Consider the following 21,676-nt stretch of genomic DNA (forward strand, 5'->3'; position numbering starts at 1 on the left):
CTGCAGGCGCATGCGATTTTCTTGCGCGAGGCCCTGGTTCGTTGCGATATCGACGCGCGTGCCGATTTCATTCGCGCCAATCAACGCGTGCTGGACGATGCCTTGGGCATCGAGGCCAAGCAACGTCGTGAGGGTTTGATCCGGCACGAAGACGAGCTGGTGAATTTCTTCGACGGCAAGCTACCGCAAGAGATCGCCAGCAGCCGTGCGCTGGATGCGTGGTATCGCAAGGCGCGTCCCGCTGAGCAGGCGTCGCTGCGCTGGTCGATCGACGATGTGATGGTCGGCGGCGCCGGGCTCGATCCCAAGGCGTTTCCCGCCGCCATCGAAATATTGCCGCAGCGCTATCGGCTGGAATACCGCTTCGTGCCTGGCGATGAGGCCGATGGCGTGACCCTGCATTTGCCCTTGGCGATGTTGAACGCGCTGCCGGCGGCGCGTTGCGAATGGCTGGTGCCGGGCCTGTTGGGCGAAAAAGTAGCTGAGCTGATACGCGGCTTGCCCAAGCCGTTGCGGCGCAATTTTGTTCCGGCCCCGGATTTCGCGCGCGCCTTTGTCGAGGCGGTGGCGCCGAGTGATGAATCCTTGGGCAAGTCGCTGGCCGGTTTCCTCAAGCGCACCACCGGTGTCGAGATCGGTGCGGCTGAATTCGCCGCGGTCGAGTTGCCGGCGCATTTCCGCATGCGTTACCGCCTGCACGATGAGCAGGGCCAGAGCCTGGCGGCCGGCCGTGATCTCGCGGCGATACGGCGGCAGTGGGAAGGGCAGGCGCGCGAGGCGTTCTCGCGCAAGACCGATATCGAGTTGACCCGTGAAGATGTCGCCAGCTGGGATTTCGAGGAGATTCCGTCGCAGGTGAAATCCGACGGCGGCCTCTTGGCGTTCCCGGCCTTGGTGGATCTTGGCGAAACCGTCGCGCTGCGCGTCTTTGAACGTGGCGATGAGGCGCGTGCCGCACATCGCGATGGTGTGGTGCGGTTGCTGCGCAATGCCTTGGCCAGTGACGCCAAGCAGGCACGCAGGCGTCTGCCGGTGGCGAATCCTTTGGGTTTGAAATACGCCCCGCTAGGCAGCGTGGATAGCCTTCGCGAAGATCTGGTCGAAGGCGGCTTTGCCGATCTGCTCGAACGGCATGAGCTGAATGTGCGCACGGCCGGCGCTTTCGAGGCCTTGCGCACCCAGCTTGCCCGCGAGCTGTTTGGCGCGGCGGTGGAGCGGCTGAAACTGGCCGAACCGGCGATTGAGGCGCAGGCGGATTTAAAACCCTGGCTACAGCCACCCTTGCTCGGCTTTGCCCGTGCCAGCTACGACGATTTGCGCGAGCAATTGGACGGCTTGCTGCTGCCGGGCTTTCTGCGTGATCTGCCGACTGCGCGGCTTGCGCACTTTCCGCGTTACCTCAAGGCCATGCGCCTGCGTGCCGAACGATTGCGCCAGGACCCGGCCAAGGACCAGCAGCGCATGTTGCAGGTGTTGCCGTACTGGCGTGAGTACCTCAAGCATTTCGCCGCTGGCACTGGGGCGCTGGACGAGTTGCGCTGGTTGATCGAGGAATGGCGCGTGTCCTTGTTTGCGCAAGAGTTGAAGACCGCCGAGCCGGTTTCGGCCAAGCGCCTGGCCAAGGCTTTGCAAGCGGTCAATTAAAACCATGTATCGCCGGCTAGCTGGGGGTTTGCTGCACTCACTCCCAGCCAACGTAGCGTTTCAGTGCATGGTTTCAGTGGCGTCAGGGGCACCCCAAGCCACGCAACCGCGTCTAGAATGCGGTGTCAGACAGGAGTTTCGCGCATCGTGATTCAGGCCGTATCCTCTTCAGCAACGCGATGGGCAGCATGGCGCGAGCGCGCCTTGCCGGCGCCGCTGAGCGAGGTGATCGAGCTGTGCATGCAGCACTCGATGAACGGCAACGAATGCGCGGACGTACTCGATTTGCTCGACATGCTGGGCTGCGATGCGCAGACCCAGACCGCCGCGCTGTGGTTTGAGCTGGCGCGGGTCGACCCCACCTTGTGGCAGCAGCAGTCTCCTCGTTTGCCGGCGGAGTTGCAGCGCCTGGTCGCCGGCCAGGAGGCCGCCGAGCAGGGGTGGATGCTGCATGCGCAGCGGGCGCCGGGCACCGGCACCGAGGGCTTGCGCCGGTTGTTGCTGGCGATCATCCGCGATGTGCGGGTGGTGTTTATTCTGCTGGCACGCCAGTTGGCGCGTTTGCGTGCGGCTACGGTATTACCCGAGCCGGAGCGACAAGCACTGGCTCGCCTCACCAACGATATCCACGCGCCGCTGGCCAACCGGCTGGGCATCTGGCAGTTGAAGTGGGAGCTGGAGGATCTGGCATTTCGCCATCTGCAGCCCGACACCTACAAGCGCATTGCGAAGTTGCTCGATGAGCGCCGCGCCGATCGCGAGGGTTTCATCGAGGAATCGCTGGATGAGTTGCGGCGGGCACTGACGGCGGCCGGGATCCAGGCGAATCTGGCCGGGCGGCCCAAGCATATTTATTCGATCTGGAAAAAAATGCAGCGCAAGGCGCTGGAGTTTTCCGACCTGTATGACATCCGCGCCGTGCGAGTGCTGGTGGACAGCGTGGCCGATTGCTACGCCGCGCTCGGCGTCGTGCATACCCTGTGGCCCCACCTGCCGGGCGAGTTCGACGATTACATCGCGCGGCCCAAGGGCAATGACTACCGTTCGCTGCATACGGCGGTGATCGGTCCGCGCGGCAAGACGCTGGAAGTGCAGATCCGCACTCACGATATGCATCGCTACAACGAGCTGGGCGTGGCCGCGCACTGGCGCTACAAGGAAGGCGGCAGCGGCGATAGCGAGTTCGAGGCGAAAATCGCCTGGATGCGCCGCCTGCTGGAGCCGCGCGGCGAGGGCGACGCCGACCCTGGTGGCGGCGATCTCGCGGCCGAGTTGCAGACCGAACTGCTGGAAGACCGCGTCTATCTGCTGACGCCGAAAGGCGAGGTGTTCGACTTGCCGCGCGGTGCCACCGTGCTCGATTTCGCGTATCACATTCATACCGAAGTGGGACATCGTTGCCGTGGCGCCAAGGTCAACGGTCGTATCGTGCCGTTGAGCTTTCAGCCGCAGAGTGGCGACCGCGTCGAAATTCTCACCGGCAAACTGTCGGAGCCGCGCCGCGACTGGCTGTCAGTGCATCACGGTTACCTCAACACCACGCGGGCGCGTGAAAAAGTGCGCGTGTGGTTTCGCCGGATTGCCCACGACGCCAATATCGCCGCCGGCCGCACCATGCTGGATCGAGAACTCAAGCGCCTGGCGATGCCCGCGGCCGATCTGGGCAAGTTGCCTGCGCATTTCCATCTGAAGAGTCACGACGAGTTGCTGATCGCGCTGGCGCTGGGCGAGATCAATCCCGGCCAGATCACCCGCGTACTGCAAGAGGCGGCGGCCCCGGTCGAGGTCATGCAGTCGGCGTTGCCGGTCACTTCGCGCCACGCCACCCTCGAACACAGTGCGCTGAGTATCGAAGGCATCGGCAATTTGCTGACCACCCTGGCGCGATGCTGCCAGCCCTTGCCGGGTGACCCGGTGCGCGGGTTCATCACCCGTGGCCGTGGCGTGTCGGTGCACCGTGCCGATTGCAGCAGCCTTGCGTGGCTGGCCCAGCGCGACCCCGACCGGGTGATCGATGTGGAGTGGGGCAAGGCCGCCGCGCAAGCTTACGAAGTGGACATCGAATTGCGCGGCTACGACCGCAAAGGCTTGCAGAAAGACGTCACCAGCCTCATCAGCAACTTCGGCACGCACATCATTGCCTCCTCCAGCCGGGTCTTTACCCGGACCGGCGAGGTCGAAATGCGCTTTACCTTGCGGGTGCGCGATTTCGAGCAGCTCTCGACCCTGCTCGGCAGGCTGGCCGCCTTGCCCAATGTGGTCGATGCCCGCCGCGTCACCGGCGGCTAAAGCCCCGGGCGCCATCGGCCGGCGCGGAACTTCAGGCCGGCGCCGCGTACACAGATCGGAGTAAAAGCTGGCATGAACGCGGGCGCCGCCTGAGCCGAGCACATGCACGGCGCAATGCTAAGCTCTTTCAGTTGCCGCTATGGCTAGGGAAATATGAGCGGACGTAAAGACCACCACGACGCCGATCAACATGGACGCACCGAGCCAACCTTGGGCGATCTCGATCATCTGGATGAACCCTCGCCGTTGTCGTCCGCACGTGACGGCCTGCCGCATGTTTCGATCGATCCCGAGCGCCGCCGCTCGGCACCGCAGCGACCGAAGCGTTCCAAGCGTCGCGGCTGGTTATGGCCGCTGTCGCTCTTGCTGCTGGTCGGGGTGGTGGCGTTTGCCTGGGTCGAACAGGATCGCTTGCGTGGCCTGGTGCCAAGCACCGAGCTCAACGATGTACTGGGGCGTGCCGATCAGGCTTTTCAAAATGGCCGTCTAGACGGTAATGACGGTAACAGTGCGCGCGAGCTGTTCGAAGCGGCGCGTGCGCTAGAGCCTGATAACGATCGCGCCCGCGATGGCTTGCGTAAAGTGGGGCAGGCTGAAGTAAGCCGGGCCGATGCCGCGTTGCAGGCCGGGCATATCGACGAGGCTGACCAGGCGCTTGCCGCCGCACGCGAATTGCTGGGCGGCGGCAGCGATGTCGAGCGGCTGAGCCAGGCCATTGCCAAGGCTCGCGGGGCGACCGTGCAAACGGGCAGTCTGGTCGAGCGGGCGCAGCAGGCCTTGGCCGATGGCAAGCTCGATGGCCCCGATGGCGCAGGTGCCTTGTATCAACAGGTGCTCACGGCCGACCCGGGCAATGCGGTGGCGGCTCATGGCCTGGATCAGGTCGGCGATGCGCTGGCCGCACAGGCACGCAAGGCGCTGATGGCCGGCGACCGCGCGGGCGCAAGCGCCATCATCGACAAACTCGCGGCGCTCCTGCCTAACGACGGTGAGTTGCCGGCGTTGCGGGCGTCGCTGGTGCAAGTGCAAAAAGACGACAGCGGCGATCTGGACGATGCCCTCAAGCATGGCCAGGAAGCCTTGCGCGCTGGCCGCATGGCGGGTCCGGGCAACGACACGGCGCTGGCTTATTTCAAGGCGGCGCTGGCCCTCGATGCCGACAATGCCGAAGCCAGGGCCGGGCTGGGACAGGTCGCACAGGCGTTGATCGTGCAGGCCAATGCGGCCATCGACAGTGGCGATAGCGCGCAGGCCGGCAAGCTGATCGAACAGGCGGCGGCCTTTGCACCCAAGTCGGCGGATCTGGCCGCCGTCCGCGCCCGCCTGAGCGATGCTGGCAAGCGCAGCGCCCGCGTGGTCGAAGACACCGACACACCGGCCGAGGCCCAGCCCGCGGTGTTGTCAGCACAGCAAAGCGCCGAGCTGGCGCGTTTGCTACAACGTGCCGATGTCGCCGCCAGGCGCGGACAAATCATGCTGCCGCCGGGCGAGAGCGCCTACGATTTGTACCGCAGCGCGTTGGCCATCGACGGTAATAACGACGCGGCCCGGCGTGGCCTGCAAGAGCTGCCCAATGTGGTCGCGCGTCAATTCAATCAGTCGCTCGCCAATGGCAATCTCGGCCAGGCCGGTGACCGGCTGGCGGATTTGTCCGATCTGGCGCCCGGCGATGTCGGGCAGGGCGAGTTGCGTCAGCGCCTGGCGGGTGCCTGGATGGATCAGGCCGAACAACTGCTGGCGCGGGGCGATCGCGCCGGCGCCACGCAATCTCTGGACAGCGCACGCAAGTGGGCACCCGATCATCCGCGCCTGCGCGAATTGACCGCGCGTGTACAAGCCGGGCGGTAACGCTTGCAGCCTCTCACCGGTCTTTGGCTGAGGGGCGGGCTGTCGACCCGTACCTTGTTTACCGCTTTATCGAGAATGAGATCCGCATGACCGTATTGGTATTCGGCGGCAGCAGTCAGATTGGCCGCTTCCTGTTGCCACGTTTGTTGGCGCGGGGCGAGCGTGTACTTGCACTAAGCCGCCATGAGCGTGCTGGGCAAGCGAGCGTGCAATGGCTTCGCGGGGAGCTGCCCGACCACATGCCGGTGATCGAGCCGGTGTCGGCCATCATCAGTTTCGGCCCCCTGGGCGGGTTTGCAACATGGCTGGAGCGTGCCGACCTGAGTACGCAGCCGCGGGTGATCGCCACCAGCTCGATGAGCGCGCAGACCAAACGCGATTCGGACGTACCCGCCGAGCGGGCGATTTCCCAGCAATTGCAGGCGGGTGAAAACGCGCTGGCCGATGTATGCACCCGCCACGGTTGCCCGTGGACGGTGTTGCGGCCGACCCTGATCTACGGCGCCGGGCTGGATAAAAGCCTGACCCCGATTGCCCGCCGCGCCATGCGCCTGCGCCTGTTTCCCCTGCCTGCCGGGCGTGGCCTGCGCCAGCCGGTGCATGCCGAAGATATCGCCCAGGCCGTGGTCGCCGTGCTCGACCAGCCCGAGGCCGCGGGCCGGGTGTTATCCATCGGCGGTGGCGAGCGCCTGCCCGCCGGCGACATGTTTGCGCGAGTGCGCGCCAGCCTGCCGGTAACCACGGTGCCGCTGCCACTACCCAGCTGGCTGCTGCGCCTGGGCCGGCGCGCGGTGCCGCGCCTGCGCGGCCCACTGACCCGGCTGGAGGTCGACCTGATTGCCGACAACAGCGAGCTGAACCGCCTGCTGGGGGTTACGCCACGGCCGTTCCGGCCGGATGCGGGCTGTTGGGTCGCACAGCGGGGAACCGGGAACGGGGAGCCGGGAACATAACGTTCGAGGCATGCTGGCCGCTTGCGGCATGCTTTTGCACCCGTCAGGTTTCGCCGTTGCCTTTTGGCACTTGCCGCCAGCCATCGGCTCTTTAAAGCTTTTCCCCGTTCCCCGTTCCCCGTTCCCCGTTCCCCGTTCCCCGTTCCCCGTTCCCCGTTCCCCGTTCCCCGGATTTTCCACACGCACGCCCCCAAACGGCCACCCGCATTCAGATGCCCGCCGGGCGGCTGGCCCTATCATCGGCAAACTTTCGTTCAGGATTCCCTTCACCTTGGCTGATCTGACCCGACTTCGTTCTATTGCAGGTGTGTGCTGGCGTGTGGTGCGCATTCCGTTCTGGGTCTGCATGGGTCTGTTGTTTGGATTCGTGCTGCCGTACACCGTGGTGTTGAACAAGCGCGTACAGGCGCGTTTCAACGATTTGGTGTTTGCGGTGCCCACGCGCGTTTACGCGCGGCCACTGCCCTTGGCGGCCAACGTTCCGATGACGCCGGCGGCGCTGGAACTGGAGCTGACCTTTTCCGGCTATAGCAACGATGGCCATGGCCAGGTCGCCGGCAGCTGGATGAAAGACGGCGGCAGCTATGTGATCGCCTCGCGCGGCTACGCCGGCCCCGATGGCGGCGAAGTGCCCAAGCGAATCCGGGTGTCGCTGGGCAAGGGCCAGGTGGCTTCGGTGAAAGATGCGGCCAGCGGCAAGCCGATGGATCTGACCCATCTGGACCCGGCGCGCATCGCTACGTTGTATGGCGCCCAGCAAGAAGAACGACGCATCGTGCGCCTGGCCGATGCACCGCCGCTGTTGCTGGCCGGCTTGCAGGCGGTCGAAGATCGCGACTTCAAACATCATTTCGGTATCGATTTCAGTGCCATCCTGCGCGCCAGCTTCGCCAACCTGCGTGCCGGTCACACGGTGCAGGGCGGCTCCACGCTGACCCAACAGCTGGTGCGTAACCTGTTTCTCGATCGCGGCCAGAACTTCACCCGTAAATTCAACGAAGCGCTGATGTCGATCCTGATCGAGGCGCACTACGACAAGGGCCGCATTCTCGAGGCATGGAGGATTTGCAACCGCAGGAGATCGCCTTGCTGGTCGGCCTGGTAAAAGGGCCGAGCTATTACGATCCGCGCCGCTACCCCGACCGCGCGCTGGCGCGCCGTAACCTGGTGTTGCAGCAATTTGTCACCACCGGCTTGTTGACCGAAGAACAAGGCAAGCAGGCGCAGGCCACGCCGCTGGGTATTGCCGGTAACGGCCAGCTGCCGCACAACCGCTTCCCCGCCTTTATGCAGCTGGTGCGGGCGCAGATCACCAGCGATTTCGACGATGACACGCTAAGCCAGGGCAATCTGAGCATCTTCACCACGCTCGACCCGGCCGCGCAGTTGTATGCCGAACAAGCCATTACCACCACCTTGAAAGGCCTCGGCAAGCGCGGCGATGCGGCGCAGGCCGCGGCCGTGGTGACCGACGCGAAAAGCGGTGGCGTGCTGGCCATGGTCGGCGGCAAAGATCCGGGCGATCAAGGCTTCAACCGCGCCATCGACGCACGCCGGCCGATCGGCTCGCTAGTGAAGCCACTGGTGTATCTGGTCGCCCTGTCGCAACCGGATCGCTGGAACCTGGGCAGCCCGGTCGACGATTCGCCGGTGGATATGCGTCAGCCGGATGGTTCGATCTGGTCGCCGAAAAACGATGATGGCGAAATTCACGGCCAGGTGCCGATGGTCGATGCGCTGGTGCGTTCGTGGAATCTCGCCACCATCCATCTAGGCATGTCGGTAGGCGTGCCGCGGGTCAAGGCGTTTCTGGAATCCTTCGGTTTGACCGATGTGAATCCCAGCCCGTCGTTGCTGATTGGTGCGCTGGATCTGTCGCCGCTGCAAACGGCGCAGCTTTATCAATACCTGGCCTCCGATGGGCATGCCTTGCCGTTGATCGCCGTGCGCGGCGTGGTCGATGAAAAAGGCAAAACCGTCAAGCGCTACGAAGTCAAGGCGGGCAAGGGCGAATACCAGGAAGCGGTGCGGCTGGTGACCTGGGCCATGCAGCAGGTGGCGCGGTCAGGCACGGCCAGCGCCATCGGCAGCTCCAACCTGGCGTACTTGAATGCCGCCGGCAAGACCGGCACCAGCAACGACATGCGCGATAGCTGGTTTGGTGGTTTTACTGGCGATCATCTGGCGATTTTCTGGATGGGCCGCGACGACAACAAACCCAGCGGCTTGTACGGCGCTACCGGCAGCTTGCGCGCGTGGCGCGAGTTGTTCGCCAAGTTGCCGACCAGTCCGCTTTCCGCGACGCCGGGCGAAGGCTTAGAGATGGCCAACATCAATACGCAAGACGGCAAGCGCAGCGACGCCGATTGCCAGGGAGCACGCCAGTTGCCGGTGATTAGCGGCACGCTTGCGCAGGATTCCGAAGGCTGCTTCTGGCAGCATGTGCAAAATATGTTTGGCGGTAGCCCGGACGAACCGGCCTCGGGCACGCCGACATCCGCGCCCCCCAGCGCTGGTTCCCCCGTTACCGCAGCCCCCGAACCCATCCGGAATTGAAGATGTCGTCTTTGCCGTTGTCCTACCCCTTGATGCCGCGCTTGCTGCTGTCGGCAACCCTGTTAACCAGCTGTCTGCTGGCCGCTTGTACCCCGCCCAGTGCGCCCGCGCCGGCGGTGCGCCCGGTGCGCCAGGACAGCGACATCATCGCCGCCATCCGCATGGCCGGCGATAAAGAGAAATCGGTGATCAGCGTGAACCCGCTGCGTGACCCCGGCGTTGCCGCCTTGCAAGATGTGGCGGTGAACGACGAGCGCAGCGGCCGTTACGACGAGGCCATCGCCAAGCTCGATCAGGCGTTGAAAATCAGCCCCGATTCGCCGGATCTGTTGCAAGACCGCGCCGAGCTGGCGATCCGCACCCAAGACTACGCCGGCGCCGAAAAACTGGCCCATCGCTCGTGGGAGCTGGGTCCGCGCCTGGGGCCGCTTTGCGCGCGCAACTGGCAAACCATCGTGGAGATGCGTTTGCACGCCAACGACGATGCCGGTGCGACATCGGCACGCAAATGGGTGCAGCAATGCCATGTCGAGGGCATACCGCGTTATTGAGATAGCGCGGCTTCCCCGCACAGAAGCCTGAAAAGCCGGCACGCAAGGTGCCGGCTTTTTTTGTCGGCCATGGTTGCCGGCGCGAATCCACCGGCGATGTCTGCCGCTTATCGCGGCAGGCTACTGCTCGGTGAGCAAGGCAAGTAGCGCGGCGCGGCGTTTTTCGCTGAGTTCGCGCATCGCCGCAATGACCGACCGCTCTTGCGGGGACAGGGTTTCGTACACGGCGCCTTCGTCGCGCACCCGGTGATGCTTGGCGCTTTTGCGCGACGTGTTTACTTCGCCGCGCCCCAGGACCAGCCAATCCAGCGTGGTGTCGAAGGTGTCGACCATTTCGATCAGCCGCGGTATTTCCGGCATCACCTTGCCTTTGAACCACAGGCGTGGGGTTTCACGCGCCACCGCAAACATATTCGCCACCGCCGTGATGCGTTCGCGATCGGCGGGTATGTCCGCCTTATCGCACAGCGTATTCAGGCGATTGGCAAAGTCAGCGTCGGGCTTGTATTTGGCTGTGGTCATGGGGTGGCTGGTGCTGCGTGCTGCTCGCAAAAGGCAGGGCCATTCTGGCAAGCACCCCCGATGTGATTGACAAATCAAATTTGCTATGCAAACGTAATTTGGCTTTCTCGTGCAGCGTCTCTCATTAGGCCTATGCAACGCAGAGCGGCAAGCAGTCGGCAGCACCAGGGACGAAGCAGGGGACCAAGCGGCAACACACGGAGGCCATGGAATGGCGAATGACCATCCATGGCATGCAAATCATCGGATGGCATGTAGTTGGAAGGAGTGAGCATGGTCACGAAATATGTATGGACAGAGGTCAAAGACGGGCCCCTCTCGCGTTCGCGCAAGCACTGGGCCGTGCGGTTGATCCAGGCGAGTGGCATCCCGCGACCGGCGTCGGTACCCGATAGCGGGCGGAATGCGTGGCGGTCATGGCTTTCGGGCATTCATCGGCCAGGCCCGTCGGCGCCAGGCACGGTGGTCGCCGTGGAGGCTGTCCCATGAGTTGCCACAACTTGTTTGCCGCCAGGCCCCTGCGCCGCACCGCGCTGATTATTGGACTGGGCCTGGCTGCGGTCGATGCGGATGTCTCGGCGCAATCGGCCGCCGGTGTCATCTTCGGCCAGACCAGCACCTCATCCTCCGCCCGCAACATTGTCATTGAGAACCTGGAAACCGGCCTGACGCGCACGGTGCCGGTGGATAGTCTGGGTCGCTACCGTATTTCCGCCTTGCCCACCGGCAACTACAAAGTGATGTTGCAGCGCGACGGTGCCATCGTGAGTACCCGCGATAACGTGGTGGTGTCCATCGCCGGCGGCACCGAAGTTTCGTTTGCATCGGAGCAGGATGCGAAGAACTTTGACGGCGTCACGGTGGTGGCCAATGCGCTGCCATCGATCGATGTGTCGTCGCTGGATACGCGCACGGTATTCAGCGCGAATCAATTGGCCAAGCTGCCGCTGGATCGCGCGGTGGGCGCGGTGGCGCTGCTAGCTCCGGGCGTGGTCGGCAACTCCGCCTACGGCGTGCCCAGTTTCGGCGGCTCGGCCTCGTCGGAAAATGCCTACTACATCAATGGCTATGCCGTGACGAATCCGCTGACTGCGATCGGCTACTCGAGCTTGCCGTTCGATGCGATCGATGAAATGCAGGTCTTGACCGGCGGATATGGCGCGGAATTCGGGCGCTCCACGGGTGGTGTCATCAACATCACCACCAAGCGCGGCAGCAATCAATGGAAGGGCGGTATCGCCGCCTATTGGTCACCTGATGCGCTGCGTTCCACGCCGCGCAATACCCATTATCCGAACACCGGTTTTTATCCCGACACAGATGGAAGCCTGCTTAGGTACCGCGGCAAGAACCAGTCGACGCTGACCACGTACGGTGTCTACCTCGGTGGTCCGCTGATTAAAAATCGCTTGTTCATCTATCTGTCGGGTGAAATCAACAAGACCAACGGGGCGAGTGTCGACTCAAGCTCGACCAATCCGCAGGCGGCCAACGGATTCAACCAGTACACCTACAAGATGCCGCGCTGGATCGGCAAGGTCGATTGGAACATCAGCGACAACCACATCGTCGAGCTGACTGCGGTTTCGGACAAGCAGCAATATCAAAGTGCGCTGACCGGATTCGATTACGCCAACCTCAGCCGTAACGGCGTGCAAGCAGGCGGCACCTACACCAAGGATGGCGGTGAGCTATACATCGGCAGATACACGGGGTATCTCACCGATCAATTGACGCTGACCGCGTTGTACGGCGAGCAGACCGCCCGTCACCAGCAAACCCCCTGGCGCTACGATCCGAGCTGTCCTCGAGTGATGGGCAATACGATGGCCATCAATCAGATGCCGGGGCTGACCTATAACCCGACCTGTCAGTTCTCCTCACGCGTATTGCCCGATGGGGCCAAGGATCAAACCAAGGGTTGGCGCCTGGATCTGGAGTATCGACTCGGTGACCATACGCTGCGGGTGGGGGCGGATAACCAGCAGGCGACCTCCATCACCGGATCGCAGCTGGCAGGCGGTTATGCCTGGAGCTTTCGACAAACCGCCGACCAGCATATGCCGGTCAATGCGGGTCTTGGCGTTGGTTCGCCTGCGTCGGCAGGGGGCTCGGGTGTGGGTGTGGCCGGTTCCGACAAAGGCTATTTTGTAAGTCGCATCTATTCCACGCAGTTTGCCAATGTCAAAGTCGAGCAATCATCGCAATACCTCGAGGATCGCTGGCAGATCAGCCAAAACTTGCTGCTCTCGCTGGGTTTGCGCAACGAGCAATTTACCAACTACAACAGCAGCGGTTTGCCGTTTATCTCGCAACGGAATCAATGGGCGCCGCGCATCGGTGCCTCGTGGGATGTCTTCGGCGATGCCACGCTAAAGGTTTTCGGCAATGCCGGTCGCTACCATTTGGCGCCGCCGAACAACGTGGCGGTGCGTGGGGCTTCCGCCTCGCTGCTGACGCAAGAATATTTCACCTACACCGGCACCGATCCTCGCACCGGTGCACCGATCGGGCTGAAGCCGATTCCGGTCGATGCCAGCAAGGGTTATACCTGCGCGGGTGGCCAGGCGGTTGCCAGCAATCTGGAGTGTGGCCAGACCCCCGATCCGCGCACGGTGGCCGCCAAGCAGATGAAGTCGCATTACCAGGATGAGTACATCGTCGGTCTGCAGCATCAGCTGACGCCGGCATTCAACTGGGGCGCGAAGGCCACGTTCCGCATACTGCGCAGCGCGATAGACGATACCTGCACACCGGTGCTGGGAGGCACATGCTTTTTATTCAATCCAGGGGTTGCCAACACGTTCGAGCAAAAGCAGGCCGATGGTAGCTTCCGGACGGTGACCTACAGTGCGGCGCAATTGAATTTTCCCAAACTCAAGCGCAAGTATTACGCCATCGATCTGTATGCCGAGCATCCGTTCGACGGCCGCTGGTACGGCAAGCTGGAGTACACCTACTCGCGTAATTACGGCAACACCGAAGGTCAGCTGGCATCCGATTTGGATAACGGCTCTGGAGGGCAGGGCGATGTATCGCAAACCCAGGATTGGGATTTGCCGCAGCTGATGGTCGGCGCCAATGGTTTATTGCCCAATCACCGCACGCATCAATTGAAGGCCTTTGGTTACTACCAGATCACCCCCGCATGGCGTGTGGGCGCCACAGCGGTTGTCGCGTCGGGCCGTCCATTTAGCTGCACCAGTTTTTATCCAACGGCCGATAGAGGGCTGTATAACGGCGCCTACTATTACTACTGCGGTCTTGCCGGTTCCGGTACGGCGGTGGGCTCGGCGGGGTACCAGCCGCCCTCGGCCGACTACCGATTTTCGCCGCGCGGCACCACGGGCAGCACGCCGTGGACCTATACGTTCAATCTGAATGTGGCGTACACCCCGCAGTGGGCTGACAACAAACTGACCTTCAGGGCCGACATATTCAATGTGTTCAATCAACAGCGTGCCCAGGGCTATATCCAGGGCTATGCCACCGACCGCGTCACGCCGAATCAGTTCTATCGGCAGGAGTTGAACTACACCGCACCGCGTTATGTGCGTTTGTCGGCGCAGTACCATTTCACCCTTTAAACCAGGCCTTGGGCCCAAGGCCCGTCTCTGACATTTCAGGGGCGGGCTGCCCCGGGCCGGTGAGGTAGCGACCCGCAGGCGGCCGGCGCCTGTTGCCCGGTTGAGCGTCGAGGCGCAAGCGTCTGCGCTGAACCGGCGTCCGCACCCGCAGGCCGGTGGGATACATGCCGCGCAAAGAAAACTGCGGCGTATGCGTGTCGGTGCCACTGGCGAGTGCTAGGTGTTGTTAGGCCGGCTACGACGCGCTGTTAGTATCCGAACCGTCGATACGAGGATGGACGCCGACCTTGCCGGCAACCGGGAAAACCATGACAAGCAAGCTTGTTGCGCAAAGTACCCTGACCTGCCCGCACTGCAGTCATCAGGCGACCGAGACGATGCCCGCCAATGCATGTCAGTTCTTCTACGAATGCCTTGGTTGCGGCGAGCTGCTGCGCCCTAAAGCGGGGGACTGCTGTGTGTTTTGTTCTTACGGCGATGTGCCATGTCCGCCGATCCAGCAGCAGGGCTGCGCCTGCCCATAAGCGGAGCCAGGCGGCATGGCATCAGTGCCATGCCGTCAACGAGACGCTGGCCAACACGCAGCACCCCAGCACGGCCCAGGCCGGCCAGCGCGCGACCAGCAGCAGGACGAAAGCGATCAGTGCGATAGCGACATCCAGCGGCCGATGTATGGCGCCGATCCATACCGGGTTATACAGCGCACTGGCCAGCAAGCCGACGACGGTGGCATGGATGCCTGCCAGCAGGCGTGCGGCATCATCGCGTGCTGCCAGGGTTTGCCAGAACGGCAGCATGCCCGAAACCAGCAGCAGGCCCGGCAGGAAAATCGCCAGCAAGCTGACCATGGCGCCCAGCGCACCGCCTGGCGAGTTTTGCAGGCGATCGCCAAGAAACGCGGCCAACGTGAACAAGGGGCCGGGAACCGCTTGCGCCGCACCGTAGCCGGTCAAGAACGTATCGTTGCTTATCCAGCCAGGATCCACCACGGCCTGCTTAAGCATCGGCAGCACCACGTGGCCGCCACCGAATACCAAGGCTCCCGCGCGATAAAACGCCGCGGTCACCCGCGCCAGCGGCATCATGCCGGATGCCCCACTCAGGCTTATCGCCAAGAGCAGGCCAAAGGCCAGCAGTAGCGCGGCGCCGGTACGTGGTCCATAGCGCAAGGCAAAGTGGCCGCCGCCTCGCGCAGCGACATGCCGGCACAGCCAAGGGCCGAGTACGGCGCCCCCTGCAATCACCAGCAAGGGCATCCAGGCGTTGCTGAAGGCGATCAATAAGCCGGCTGCCGCGATGGCGATCGCTACCCGGGGCTTATCGGGTGTCAGTGCACGCGCCATGCTCCATAAACCTTGCGCGACAACCGCCACCGCGACCAGTTTGAGGCCATGAATAGCCGCCTGGCCGATGGGGTTGGACAAGTGGCTGCTGAGTGCCGCGAAGGCAAATAACAGCAGCGCCGAGGGCAGGGTAAAGCCGATGAATGCTGCGATGGCCCCAGCCCAGCCCGCGCGTAACAGGCCCAGTGAAAAGCCCAGTTGGCTGCTTGCCGGCCCTGGCAAGAACTGGCACAGGCCCAGTAGTTGTGCGTAATGATCGTCGTCCAGCCAGCGGCGGCGCTGGACAAACTCGCGATGGAAATAGCCCAGGTGCGCGATCGGTCCGCCAAACGAAGTAAGCCCGAGCTTCAAGAAGGCTAATCCCACTTCCCGGGCGCTCCCTGCTGGGGGCGGGGCGGGCGGTGTCGCGAAGACCTTCACTGGCATCGGCATGCTGCTAAGCACTCGTTGTGCGGCGTTTTGTGCTCGGCGGCCTGGGTGATTTCTTTGCCGTACTCGATGTGCATGCAGCGATGGCGGTGTCGCTGCCCGTTGCCGACTGGCTGCAACAATTTTCGGTCAGATAAGCCATCAACTCGCTCATGGCGGCGATCACTGGCGTGTAGTAGATGAAGCGGCCACTGGGCTGGCTGCTCACCAGGCCGGCGTGTAACAGCTCTTTCAGATGAAACGAGAGTGTGGCATTGGCCAGCCCCAGCTTTTCTGCGATGACGCTGGCGGCCAAGCCTTCCGGTGCATGTTCAATCAGCAGCCGATACACCGCCAGGCGCGATTCTTGTGCGAGTGCCGAAAGGATCGTGATGGCTTGTCTGGTCTGCATGGGGCGAGTCGGGATCTCTGGCTGGGGTTGAGCCGGCAGTGTAGTTGCTGGCTTGAGCGAGCCGGCGGCGAGCTGGGGCTCCGCCGGGTTTAGCGGGTGTGCCCGTCGTTGCCGGGCATGCCGCCAATATCGTCCAGCGCCTGCTTCAGTGCCTGGGCTGTCATCGTCTCGACCGGGAGCTGCAGCAACGCGCTCAAACGATTCTCGATGAGCGCATGCACCTGTTGGAACGCCGCGCTGATGGCGGTGGGCGTGCCGGTTACCGCCGCGGGGTCGTGTAGCCCCCAATGAGCGCGCACGAAGTTGCCGAAGAGCACCGGACAGGGCTCGTTGGCCGCGTTGTCGCACACGGTAATGACGATATCGAGCGGCGAGGCGCTTTCGCCGACAAACTGATCCCACGACTTGCTGGACAGGTTTTCACACGAGATGCCCGTACGCGATAACTCGGCCAGGGCATACGGGTTGACCCGGCCGGTCGGTTGGCTGCCTGCACTGAACGCAACAAATCGACCTTGCCCGAGATGGTTGAGTGTGGCTTCCGAAAGAATGCTGCGGGCGGAGTTGCCCGTGCATATAAATAGAACGCGGCAAGGGTGCATGGTGCCTTGGAGTTTGGCTGAGGGTGGGCTGGATTTTATTCCATATTTCCATAACTATGGAAATGTTTAATTCACGCCACGACATCGAATCCCGCCATGACGCTGCACGATCTGCCCCATATCACCGCCGCCGTCTTCGATAAGCCTGATCATGACAAGCTGGATCGACTGGCAGGCTCCGGCCATCCGCCGCGCATCTTGATCTTGTATGGCTCTTTGCGTTCGCAATCGTTCAGTCGAAAACTGGCTTTGGAAGCGGCGCTCATTCTGCAGCAGCTGGGTGCCGAGACCCGCGTGTTCGATCCGCATGATCTGCCCATGCTCGACAGCGTGCCATCGAGCCACCCCAGGGTGCAGCAGCTGCGTGCGCTCTCGGCCTGGTCCGAGGGCCAGGTTTGGGTCAGTCCGGAACGACACGGTTCGATGACCGGGGTGTTCAAGAATCAGATCGACTGGCTGCCGCTGGAGGACGGCAGCGTGCGCCCGACGCAGGGACGCACGCTGGCGGTGATGCAGGTCAGCGGTGGCTCGCAATCTTTCAATGTGGTCAATGCATGAAACCCTCGCCGTTTTATGACCGGGTGGTGGACGTGATGGAAGAATTATTCAAGTTCACGCTGATGGTGCGTGACCGCAGCGACTACCTGGTCGACCGCTATAGCGAGCGTAAAGACGCGGCGGCGGTGGTGGCTTTGTCAGCGGCCGCTGGCGTAACGCAGGCTAGTGATGGCATGACTGGCAGGGCGCAGGTCGAGGCGCCTGCTGTCAGTGCTGGCGGCTGTTGCGCCAGTGGTGTCTGCTAACGGCGGTTTTATCGTTGGAAGGGGGCAAAAGCCCTTCGGTGAGGCGGTGCCGAAGAGGGCACCGCCCCGCGTTGTAAACCTCCTCGCGATCGTCGCGAGGAGGTTGGTAAGTCTCGCCGGGTCAGGCTCGCTTAAAGAGTCGCACGATGAACAACAAGATCACCGCGCCTACCGTGGCGGTAATGATCGAGGCGATCCAGCCGCCGCCCAAACCAATGCCGAGCACGCCAGCCAACCAGCCACCGATAAAGGCGCCGACGATGCCGACGATGATGTCGACGACCAGGCCAAAGCCACCGCCCTTCACCAGTTTGCCGGCCAACCAGCCAGCCACTGCACCGATAATCAGCCAAGCCAACAAGCCATGAGTTGCCATTGCGATGCTCTCCGTCTGGTGGTTAGTAACGAGCGACGAGTGACTGATGCCCGCGATGCGCGACGTGCGGCAACAGCCACGTTTGGAATTCGTCGCAACCCGTCGGTGTGCAGTCTAGGTATCCGTCATCGCGTCACATATCGGACGATTCCTAGAGTGAGATCCATCGTATTGCGCAAGGGTCGACGCATCCCGCTTTCGACCCGGAACCGACATTACAGGATATTGCCCCCGCGGCCTCAGGCTGTTGCAGCCCGGTATGCTCGGGATTCAGCGTTGTCGGCGGCGAGCTGGCTGCCTGCACTGCGCAAGAAGGGGTTGCGTGCCTGGCCTGGGCATGTCGGCGATGGCTTGGCACGGTTTATTACGACGGGATGCCGCACTGGGCCGGTGCGCAGCCCTCTCACATCGTGCGAAACAGATGCAGATAGCTGCGGCTGACCGGCAGCGTCTCGTGCCGACCTTTCAGGTGGATGCTGGCGGTCTCGTTGTCGCCACGCGTGACATGGCTGATCGCCCGCAGATTGACCACGACGGAGCGATGGACCTGGGCGAAATGCGCCGAATCGAGCTGGGCGAGCAGATCTTTCAAGGCAGTGCCGATCAGTGCCTCGCCAGTCAGGCCGGCGTCGTCGCGCCAGGCGACCAGGGTGTATTTCGCGTCCGAACGCAGGTAGTCGATATCATCGACCGCAATCAGGCGCAGGTTTTGCCCGACTTGGGCGCGAATCCAGCGCAATGGCGCCGCAGCCGTCCCGCGCTGCAGATGCGTGGCGAGCTGTTGCAGCAGCGCTTCGGTGTTCGCTGCCGGTTGCGCCGCTTGCAGGCGATCTTTGAGACGCGCGACCGTCTCGGCCAGGCGCGCCGGTTCCACCGGCTTCACCAGGTAATCGAGCACGCCTTCGGCAAACGCCTGCACCGCGTAATGATCGTAGGCGGTGACAAACACCAGATGAGCGCGGCGGCCGATATGGTGTGCCGCGTCGATGCCCGACAGGCCCGGCATGTGCACGTCGAGAAAGCAGATATCCGGGTGATGCGCCTCGAAATGGTGGATCGCCTCGCGGCCATGGCGCGCCTGCGCGACGACTTCCAGCTCGGGCCAGGCGTGCTGCAATTGATGGGCGAGGGCCGTGCGCAGCAGCGGTTCGTCATCGGCGATCAAGGCGGTCGGGTGCGTTGGCATCAGCTGATCGCCACCCGCGCCGGCAGATCCAGTTCGGCGCAGGCACCGTGTGGCTGCTGTGCGCGCACATGCAGTTGCGCCTCGGTACCAAAGCTCAGTCGAAGACGTTCGCGCAACGTCGCGAGGCCGGTGCCCAGTCCACTGCCCGACGATTGCAGGCCGACACCGGTGTCGCTGACACGCACGAAGCAACGATCGCCACGCCGCTGCACTTGGACGTCAATACGGCCACCTTCTTCACTGGGGTCGATGCCGTGGGCGACGGCGTTTTCCACCAGGGTCAGCAGCGTCATCGGCGGGCAGCGCAGTGTCAGCGCCGCCTCGTCGACATGCAGCGCGAATGTCAGGCGATCCGGCATGCGCATGTGCATCAGATCGAGATAAGCCTGCACCAGCTGCAGCTCCTGGCCGAAGGTCGTCGCGGGCTGGTGCAGGCGTGGCACGGCCGCACGTAGATAAGCGATCAGGCTGTCCAGCACCGTGCAGGCCTGCGGCGATCCGGTGTTGACCAGCATTTGCACGTTAGCCAGGGTATTGAACAGAAAATGCGGGGCGACTTGCGCCTGCAGCAGATGCAGGCGCGCATCCAGCGCCTGGCGTTCGAGTTCGCTGCGTTCGAGATCGAAAGCGAGGGCCTGGTGCCGCGCCAGCGCATCCTTCTGCCGCAACAAAGCGGCCAGTGCGATCCAGGGCGTCAACAGCAGGCTGAGAATGCTCAGCATCACACAACCGTCGAGTCGCGCGATGTCTCGCCAGAACGGTGTCGTGCCGGTGTCGGCAATAAGCAGATAGATGACAAACATGCCCAAGGGCGTGGCCGCTGCCACCGCGGCTACCTGCAAGACCCAGCGGGCGAGCCAGGCGGGCAAGCGCTTCGGCCATTGCTCGAACAGCCCGAACGCCAACATCGAGATCAGGCCGAGCAGCATGGTCAGGCCCAGCAGTGGCAACGGCCCCGATGGCCAGCTGAAGGCGAAGGGCAGGCCCAGAGCGATCGACGCGCATAGCGTGAACGACAGCCGGCGCCAGCCCAGCAGCAACGCCAGGCCGTGCGGCTTTGCGGAGACGGTGGAAACATGCATGGCGCGAGAATAATCCAGAACCGGTTGCCACAGGCGCTAGGCGTGCAGGTAGGGCAGCCACATGATGAGGGCGGCGGCACCGATGCCGACCGTCATCGGCAACGTCAGGACGCCAATCCCCGCGGCCATGGCCAACTGGCCGCGAGGGTCGCCACGCTCCTGCGCGCGGAAGTAAAGCTCCAGCACAGCGAGCGGCAGGGCGAATTGCGCAAACGCCATGAAAGTCAAAAACGGTCCGCTGAAGGTCTTGGGATCGAAACCGGCCGGCCCCTGGTTCGCCACGATCCAGAACATCAGGCCGACGCGAAAGAACCACACCCCGTTCACCGCCAGGAAAAGACGCAGCGCCCAACGACGATGCCGGTCGAGGCGGCGCGCGCGGGCATGGCGCCAGGCGATGCCGGCGAAGGCGAGAATCAACAAGGCATTCAGGCTGATGGCCAGGTGTTGCGAGAGATCGCCGACCACGCCGCCGCGTATCCACAGCATGACCAGGCCGCCGCCGCTCATGATGGCGGCGAGAAGTAGATAGGCACGCCCGCACCAGCGATGAAAACCCGGCGCCCGGCGTCGAATACCTGGTATCAGCTGCAGCGCACCGCCGATCGTGACCAGCACGGCGAACAGCAGATGCATGCCGAGCACGAGGTTGAAAAAAGTATCGCCCGCGACATAGCCATGGGGTAGCACTTGATCCCAACGCTCGGGATGGCCGTGCCACGCCGCGCGCCCGTAGAAGCCGGTGACATAGATGGCGAACAGCAATTGGCCGATGACTGCGATAACCAGCCAGAGCATGGCTGTCACGCGAAGTGCTGGGGCTGCAAGTCGTCTCCAGTCATGCCAGCTGTTGCCTGTGGCGAGGCGTGCCGTATGGAAAGCGGTATCGCCACGATTCGTCGTCATGGCGGTGGCAGGCGGGAGCGGATTCATGATCATGCTTTTCGAGGGCGGACCCGCACAGTCTCGCGAAAGAATCGTCTTCGGCGAGGAGGCATAACGACGAATGCCGTAGTGAAGGGAGGCAACGGCGTCAGGCGCCGACGAATGACGATCTGCTGCGTTTTTTGATGCGACGGACTTCACTTGCAGTCATCCGGGGTGCCGGGCAAGCTAGTTCGTTTTAGTCAACGGGAAACGCCATGTCCAGCGAAGAAACCATTATTCAAATCATGCCCGCCACGGGTTGGGTCGCCGTCTATGACATGGAGGGCGAAGAAAGTGCCGAAGCCATCGTTTGCTTTGCGCTGGTAGAGACGGTGGAGGACGGCGTCAAGCAGCGCAGCGTCCGCCCGATGTGCGCCGATGAACGAGTCATCGACTTTGCCGATGAGGCCGTCAACTTCCTGCGCGTCGAAGAGCTGGCCGAGTTTGAAGAAGAAGACGAAGAGGAAGACGAGGAGGAAGACGAGGAGGAAGAAGAAGTCGAGGAGTGAGCTGAGCGCTGCCTCTCCGAGGCCTCGCTGCACGTCGCCACGTTTCATGGTGGTGACGTGGATGGATCTTCGGCAGCC

General features: G+C 63.1%; 16 protein-coding genes and 3 pseudogenes. 11 read left to right on the plus strand and 8 right to left on the minus strand.

Annotated features, from left to right (window positions below):
• From OUZ52_RS09915 to OUZ52_RS09940, 7 genes and pseudogenes are all read left to right on the plus strand, one after another.
• On the plus strand, window positions 1–1,644 hold a 1,644-nt coding region (locus tag OUZ52_RS09915), incomplete at its 5' end, for a DUF3418 domain-containing protein (RefSeq protein WP_266158225.1).
• A gap of 240 nt (window positions 1,645–1,884) precedes the next feature.
• The gene (locus OUZ52_RS09920) at window positions 1,885–3,933 is read left to right on the plus strand and encodes a bifunctional (p)ppGpp synthetase/guanosine-3',5'-bis(diphosphate) 3'-pyrophosphohydrolase (protein WP_425493829.1); all 2,049 of its coding nucleotides are present in this window, start codon (window positions 1,885–1,887) and stop codon (window positions 3,931–3,933) included.
• 153 nt (window positions 3,934–4,086) lie between these two features.
• Window positions 4,087–5,781: a tetratricopeptide repeat protein gene (locus OUZ52_RS09925; RefSeq protein ID WP_266158227.1), complete on the plus strand. Its 1,695-nt coding sequence runs from the start codon at window positions 4,087–4,089 to the stop codon at window positions 5,779–5,781.
• 86 nt (window positions 5,782–5,867) lie between these two features.
• The gene (locus tag OUZ52_RS09930; protein WP_266158228.1) at window positions 5,868–6,734 is read left to right on the plus strand and encodes an SDR family oxidoreductase; all 867 of its coding nucleotides are present in this window, start codon (window positions 5,868–5,870) and stop codon (window positions 6,732–6,734) included.
• Between the two features lie 484 nt (window positions 6,735–7,218).
• Window positions 7,219–7,395 (plus strand): annotated as a pseudogene (locus OUZ52_RS23015) (hypothetical protein); the annotation flags it as partial.
• 42 nt (window positions 7,396–7,437) lie between these two features.
• A pseudogene (locus OUZ52_RS09935) lies at window positions 7,438–9,290 on the plus strand (transglycosylase domain-containing protein).
• A 2-nt stretch (window positions 9,291–9,292) separates the two neighbouring features.
• Window positions 9,293–9,841 (plus strand): tetratricopeptide repeat protein, encoded by a 549-nt coding sequence (locus tag OUZ52_RS09940; RefSeq protein ID WP_266158229.1) that lies wholly within the window; start codon window positions 9,293–9,295, stop codon window positions 9,839–9,841.
• A 120-nt stretch (window positions 9,842–9,961) separates the two neighbouring features.
• Here OUZ52_RS09940 and OUZ52_RS09945 read toward each other — a convergent pair whose 3' ends face one another.
• The gene (locus tag OUZ52_RS09945; protein WP_266158230.1) at window positions 9,962–10,363 is read right to left on the minus strand and encodes a DNA-binding protein; all 402 of its coding nucleotides are present in this window, start codon (window positions 10,361–10,363) and stop codon (window positions 9,962–9,964) included.
• A 485-nt stretch (window positions 10,364–10,848) separates the two neighbouring features.
• Between OUZ52_RS09945 and OUZ52_RS09950 the strand changes: the two genes are divergently transcribed.
• The gene (locus tag OUZ52_RS09950) at window positions 10,849–13,950 is read left to right on the plus strand and encodes a TonB-dependent receptor (RefSeq protein WP_266158231.1); all 3,102 of its coding nucleotides are present in this window, start codon (window positions 10,849–10,851) and stop codon (window positions 13,948–13,950) included.
• Between the two features lie 308 nt (window positions 13,951–14,258).
• Window positions 14,259–14,474: a GDCCVxC domain-containing (seleno)protein gene (locus OUZ52_RS09955; RefSeq protein WP_266158232.1), complete on the plus strand. Its 216-nt coding sequence runs from the start codon at window positions 14,259–14,261 to the stop codon at window positions 14,472–14,474.
• Window positions 14,475–14,495: 21 nt separating this feature from the next.
• On the opposite strand, the gene chrA is transcribed toward OUZ52_RS09955, so the two are convergent.
• The 3 genes from chrA to OUZ52_RS09970 all read right to left on the minus strand — a co-directional run bounded on the left by chrA (window position 14,496) and on the right by OUZ52_RS09970 (window position 16,715).
• Window positions 14,496–15,659, minus strand: a complete 1,164-nt coding sequence (chrA, locus tag OUZ52_RS09960) for a chromate efflux transporter (protein WP_425493828.1) — start codon at window positions 15,657–15,659, stop codon at window positions 14,496–14,498.
• A gap of 70 nt (window positions 15,660–15,729) precedes the next feature.
• Window positions 15,730–16,113: an ArsR/SmtB family transcription factor gene (locus OUZ52_RS09965; protein WP_266158233.1), complete on the minus strand. Its 384-nt coding sequence runs from the start codon at window positions 16,111–16,113 to the stop codon at window positions 15,730–15,732.
• Window positions 16,114–16,202: 89 nt separating this feature from the next.
• Window positions 16,203–16,715, minus strand: a complete 513-nt coding sequence (locus OUZ52_RS09970; protein ID WP_266158234.1) for an arsenate reductase ArsC — start codon at window positions 16,713–16,715, stop codon at window positions 16,203–16,205.
• Window positions 16,716–16,811: 96 nt separating this feature from the next.
• On the opposite strand from OUZ52_RS09970, the pseudogene OUZ52_RS09975 reads away from it, so the two are divergent.
• Window positions 16,812–17,518: pseudogene (locus tag OUZ52_RS09975) on the plus strand (NAD(P)H-dependent oxidoreductase).
• A gap of 121 nt (window positions 17,519–17,639) precedes the next feature.
• On the opposite strand, the gene OUZ52_RS09980 reads toward OUZ52_RS09975, so the two are convergent.
• From OUZ52_RS09980 to OUZ52_RS09995, 4 genes are all read right to left on the minus strand, one after another.
• The gene (locus OUZ52_RS09980) at window positions 17,640–17,894 is read right to left on the minus strand and encodes a GlsB/YeaQ/YmgE family stress response membrane protein (protein ID WP_266158235.1); all 255 of its coding nucleotides are present in this window, start codon (window positions 17,892–17,894) and stop codon (window positions 17,640–17,642) included.
• 403 nt (window positions 17,895–18,297) lie between these two features.
• Window positions 18,298–19,080: a LytR/AlgR family response regulator transcription factor gene (locus OUZ52_RS09985; RefSeq protein ID WP_266158236.1), complete on the minus strand. Its 783-nt coding sequence runs from the start codon at window positions 19,078–19,080 to the stop codon at window positions 18,298–18,300.
• Window positions 19,080–20,162, minus strand: a complete 1,083-nt coding sequence (locus OUZ52_RS09990) for a sensor histidine kinase (protein ID WP_266158237.1) — start codon at window positions 20,160–20,162, stop codon at window positions 19,080–19,082. The genes OUZ52_RS09985 and OUZ52_RS09990 overlap by 1 nt, the downstream gene beginning before the upstream one ends.
• Window positions 20,163–20,198: 36 nt before the next feature.
• Window positions 20,199–21,095, minus strand: coding sequence for a DUF2306 domain-containing protein (locus OUZ52_RS09995; protein ID WP_266158238.1), 897 nt, complete (start codon window positions 21,093–21,095; stop codon window positions 20,199–20,201).
• 209 nt (window positions 21,096–21,304) lie between these two features.
• Here OUZ52_RS09995 and OUZ52_RS10000 point away from each other — a divergent pair, with 209 nt between their 5' ends.
• Entirely contained in the window at window positions 21,305–21,598 is a 294-nt protein-coding gene (locus OUZ52_RS10000; RefSeq protein WP_266158239.1) for a hypothetical protein, read from the plus strand.
• Window positions 21,599–21,676: the final 78 nt, after the last annotated feature.

Origin of the sequence: Dyella silvatica (genome assembly GCF_026283955.1) — a bacterium.
In the GTDB taxonomy this organism is placed as follows: Bacteria; Pseudomonadota; Gammaproteobacteria; order Xanthomonadales; family Rhodanobacteraceae; genus Dyella_C; species Dyella_C silvatica.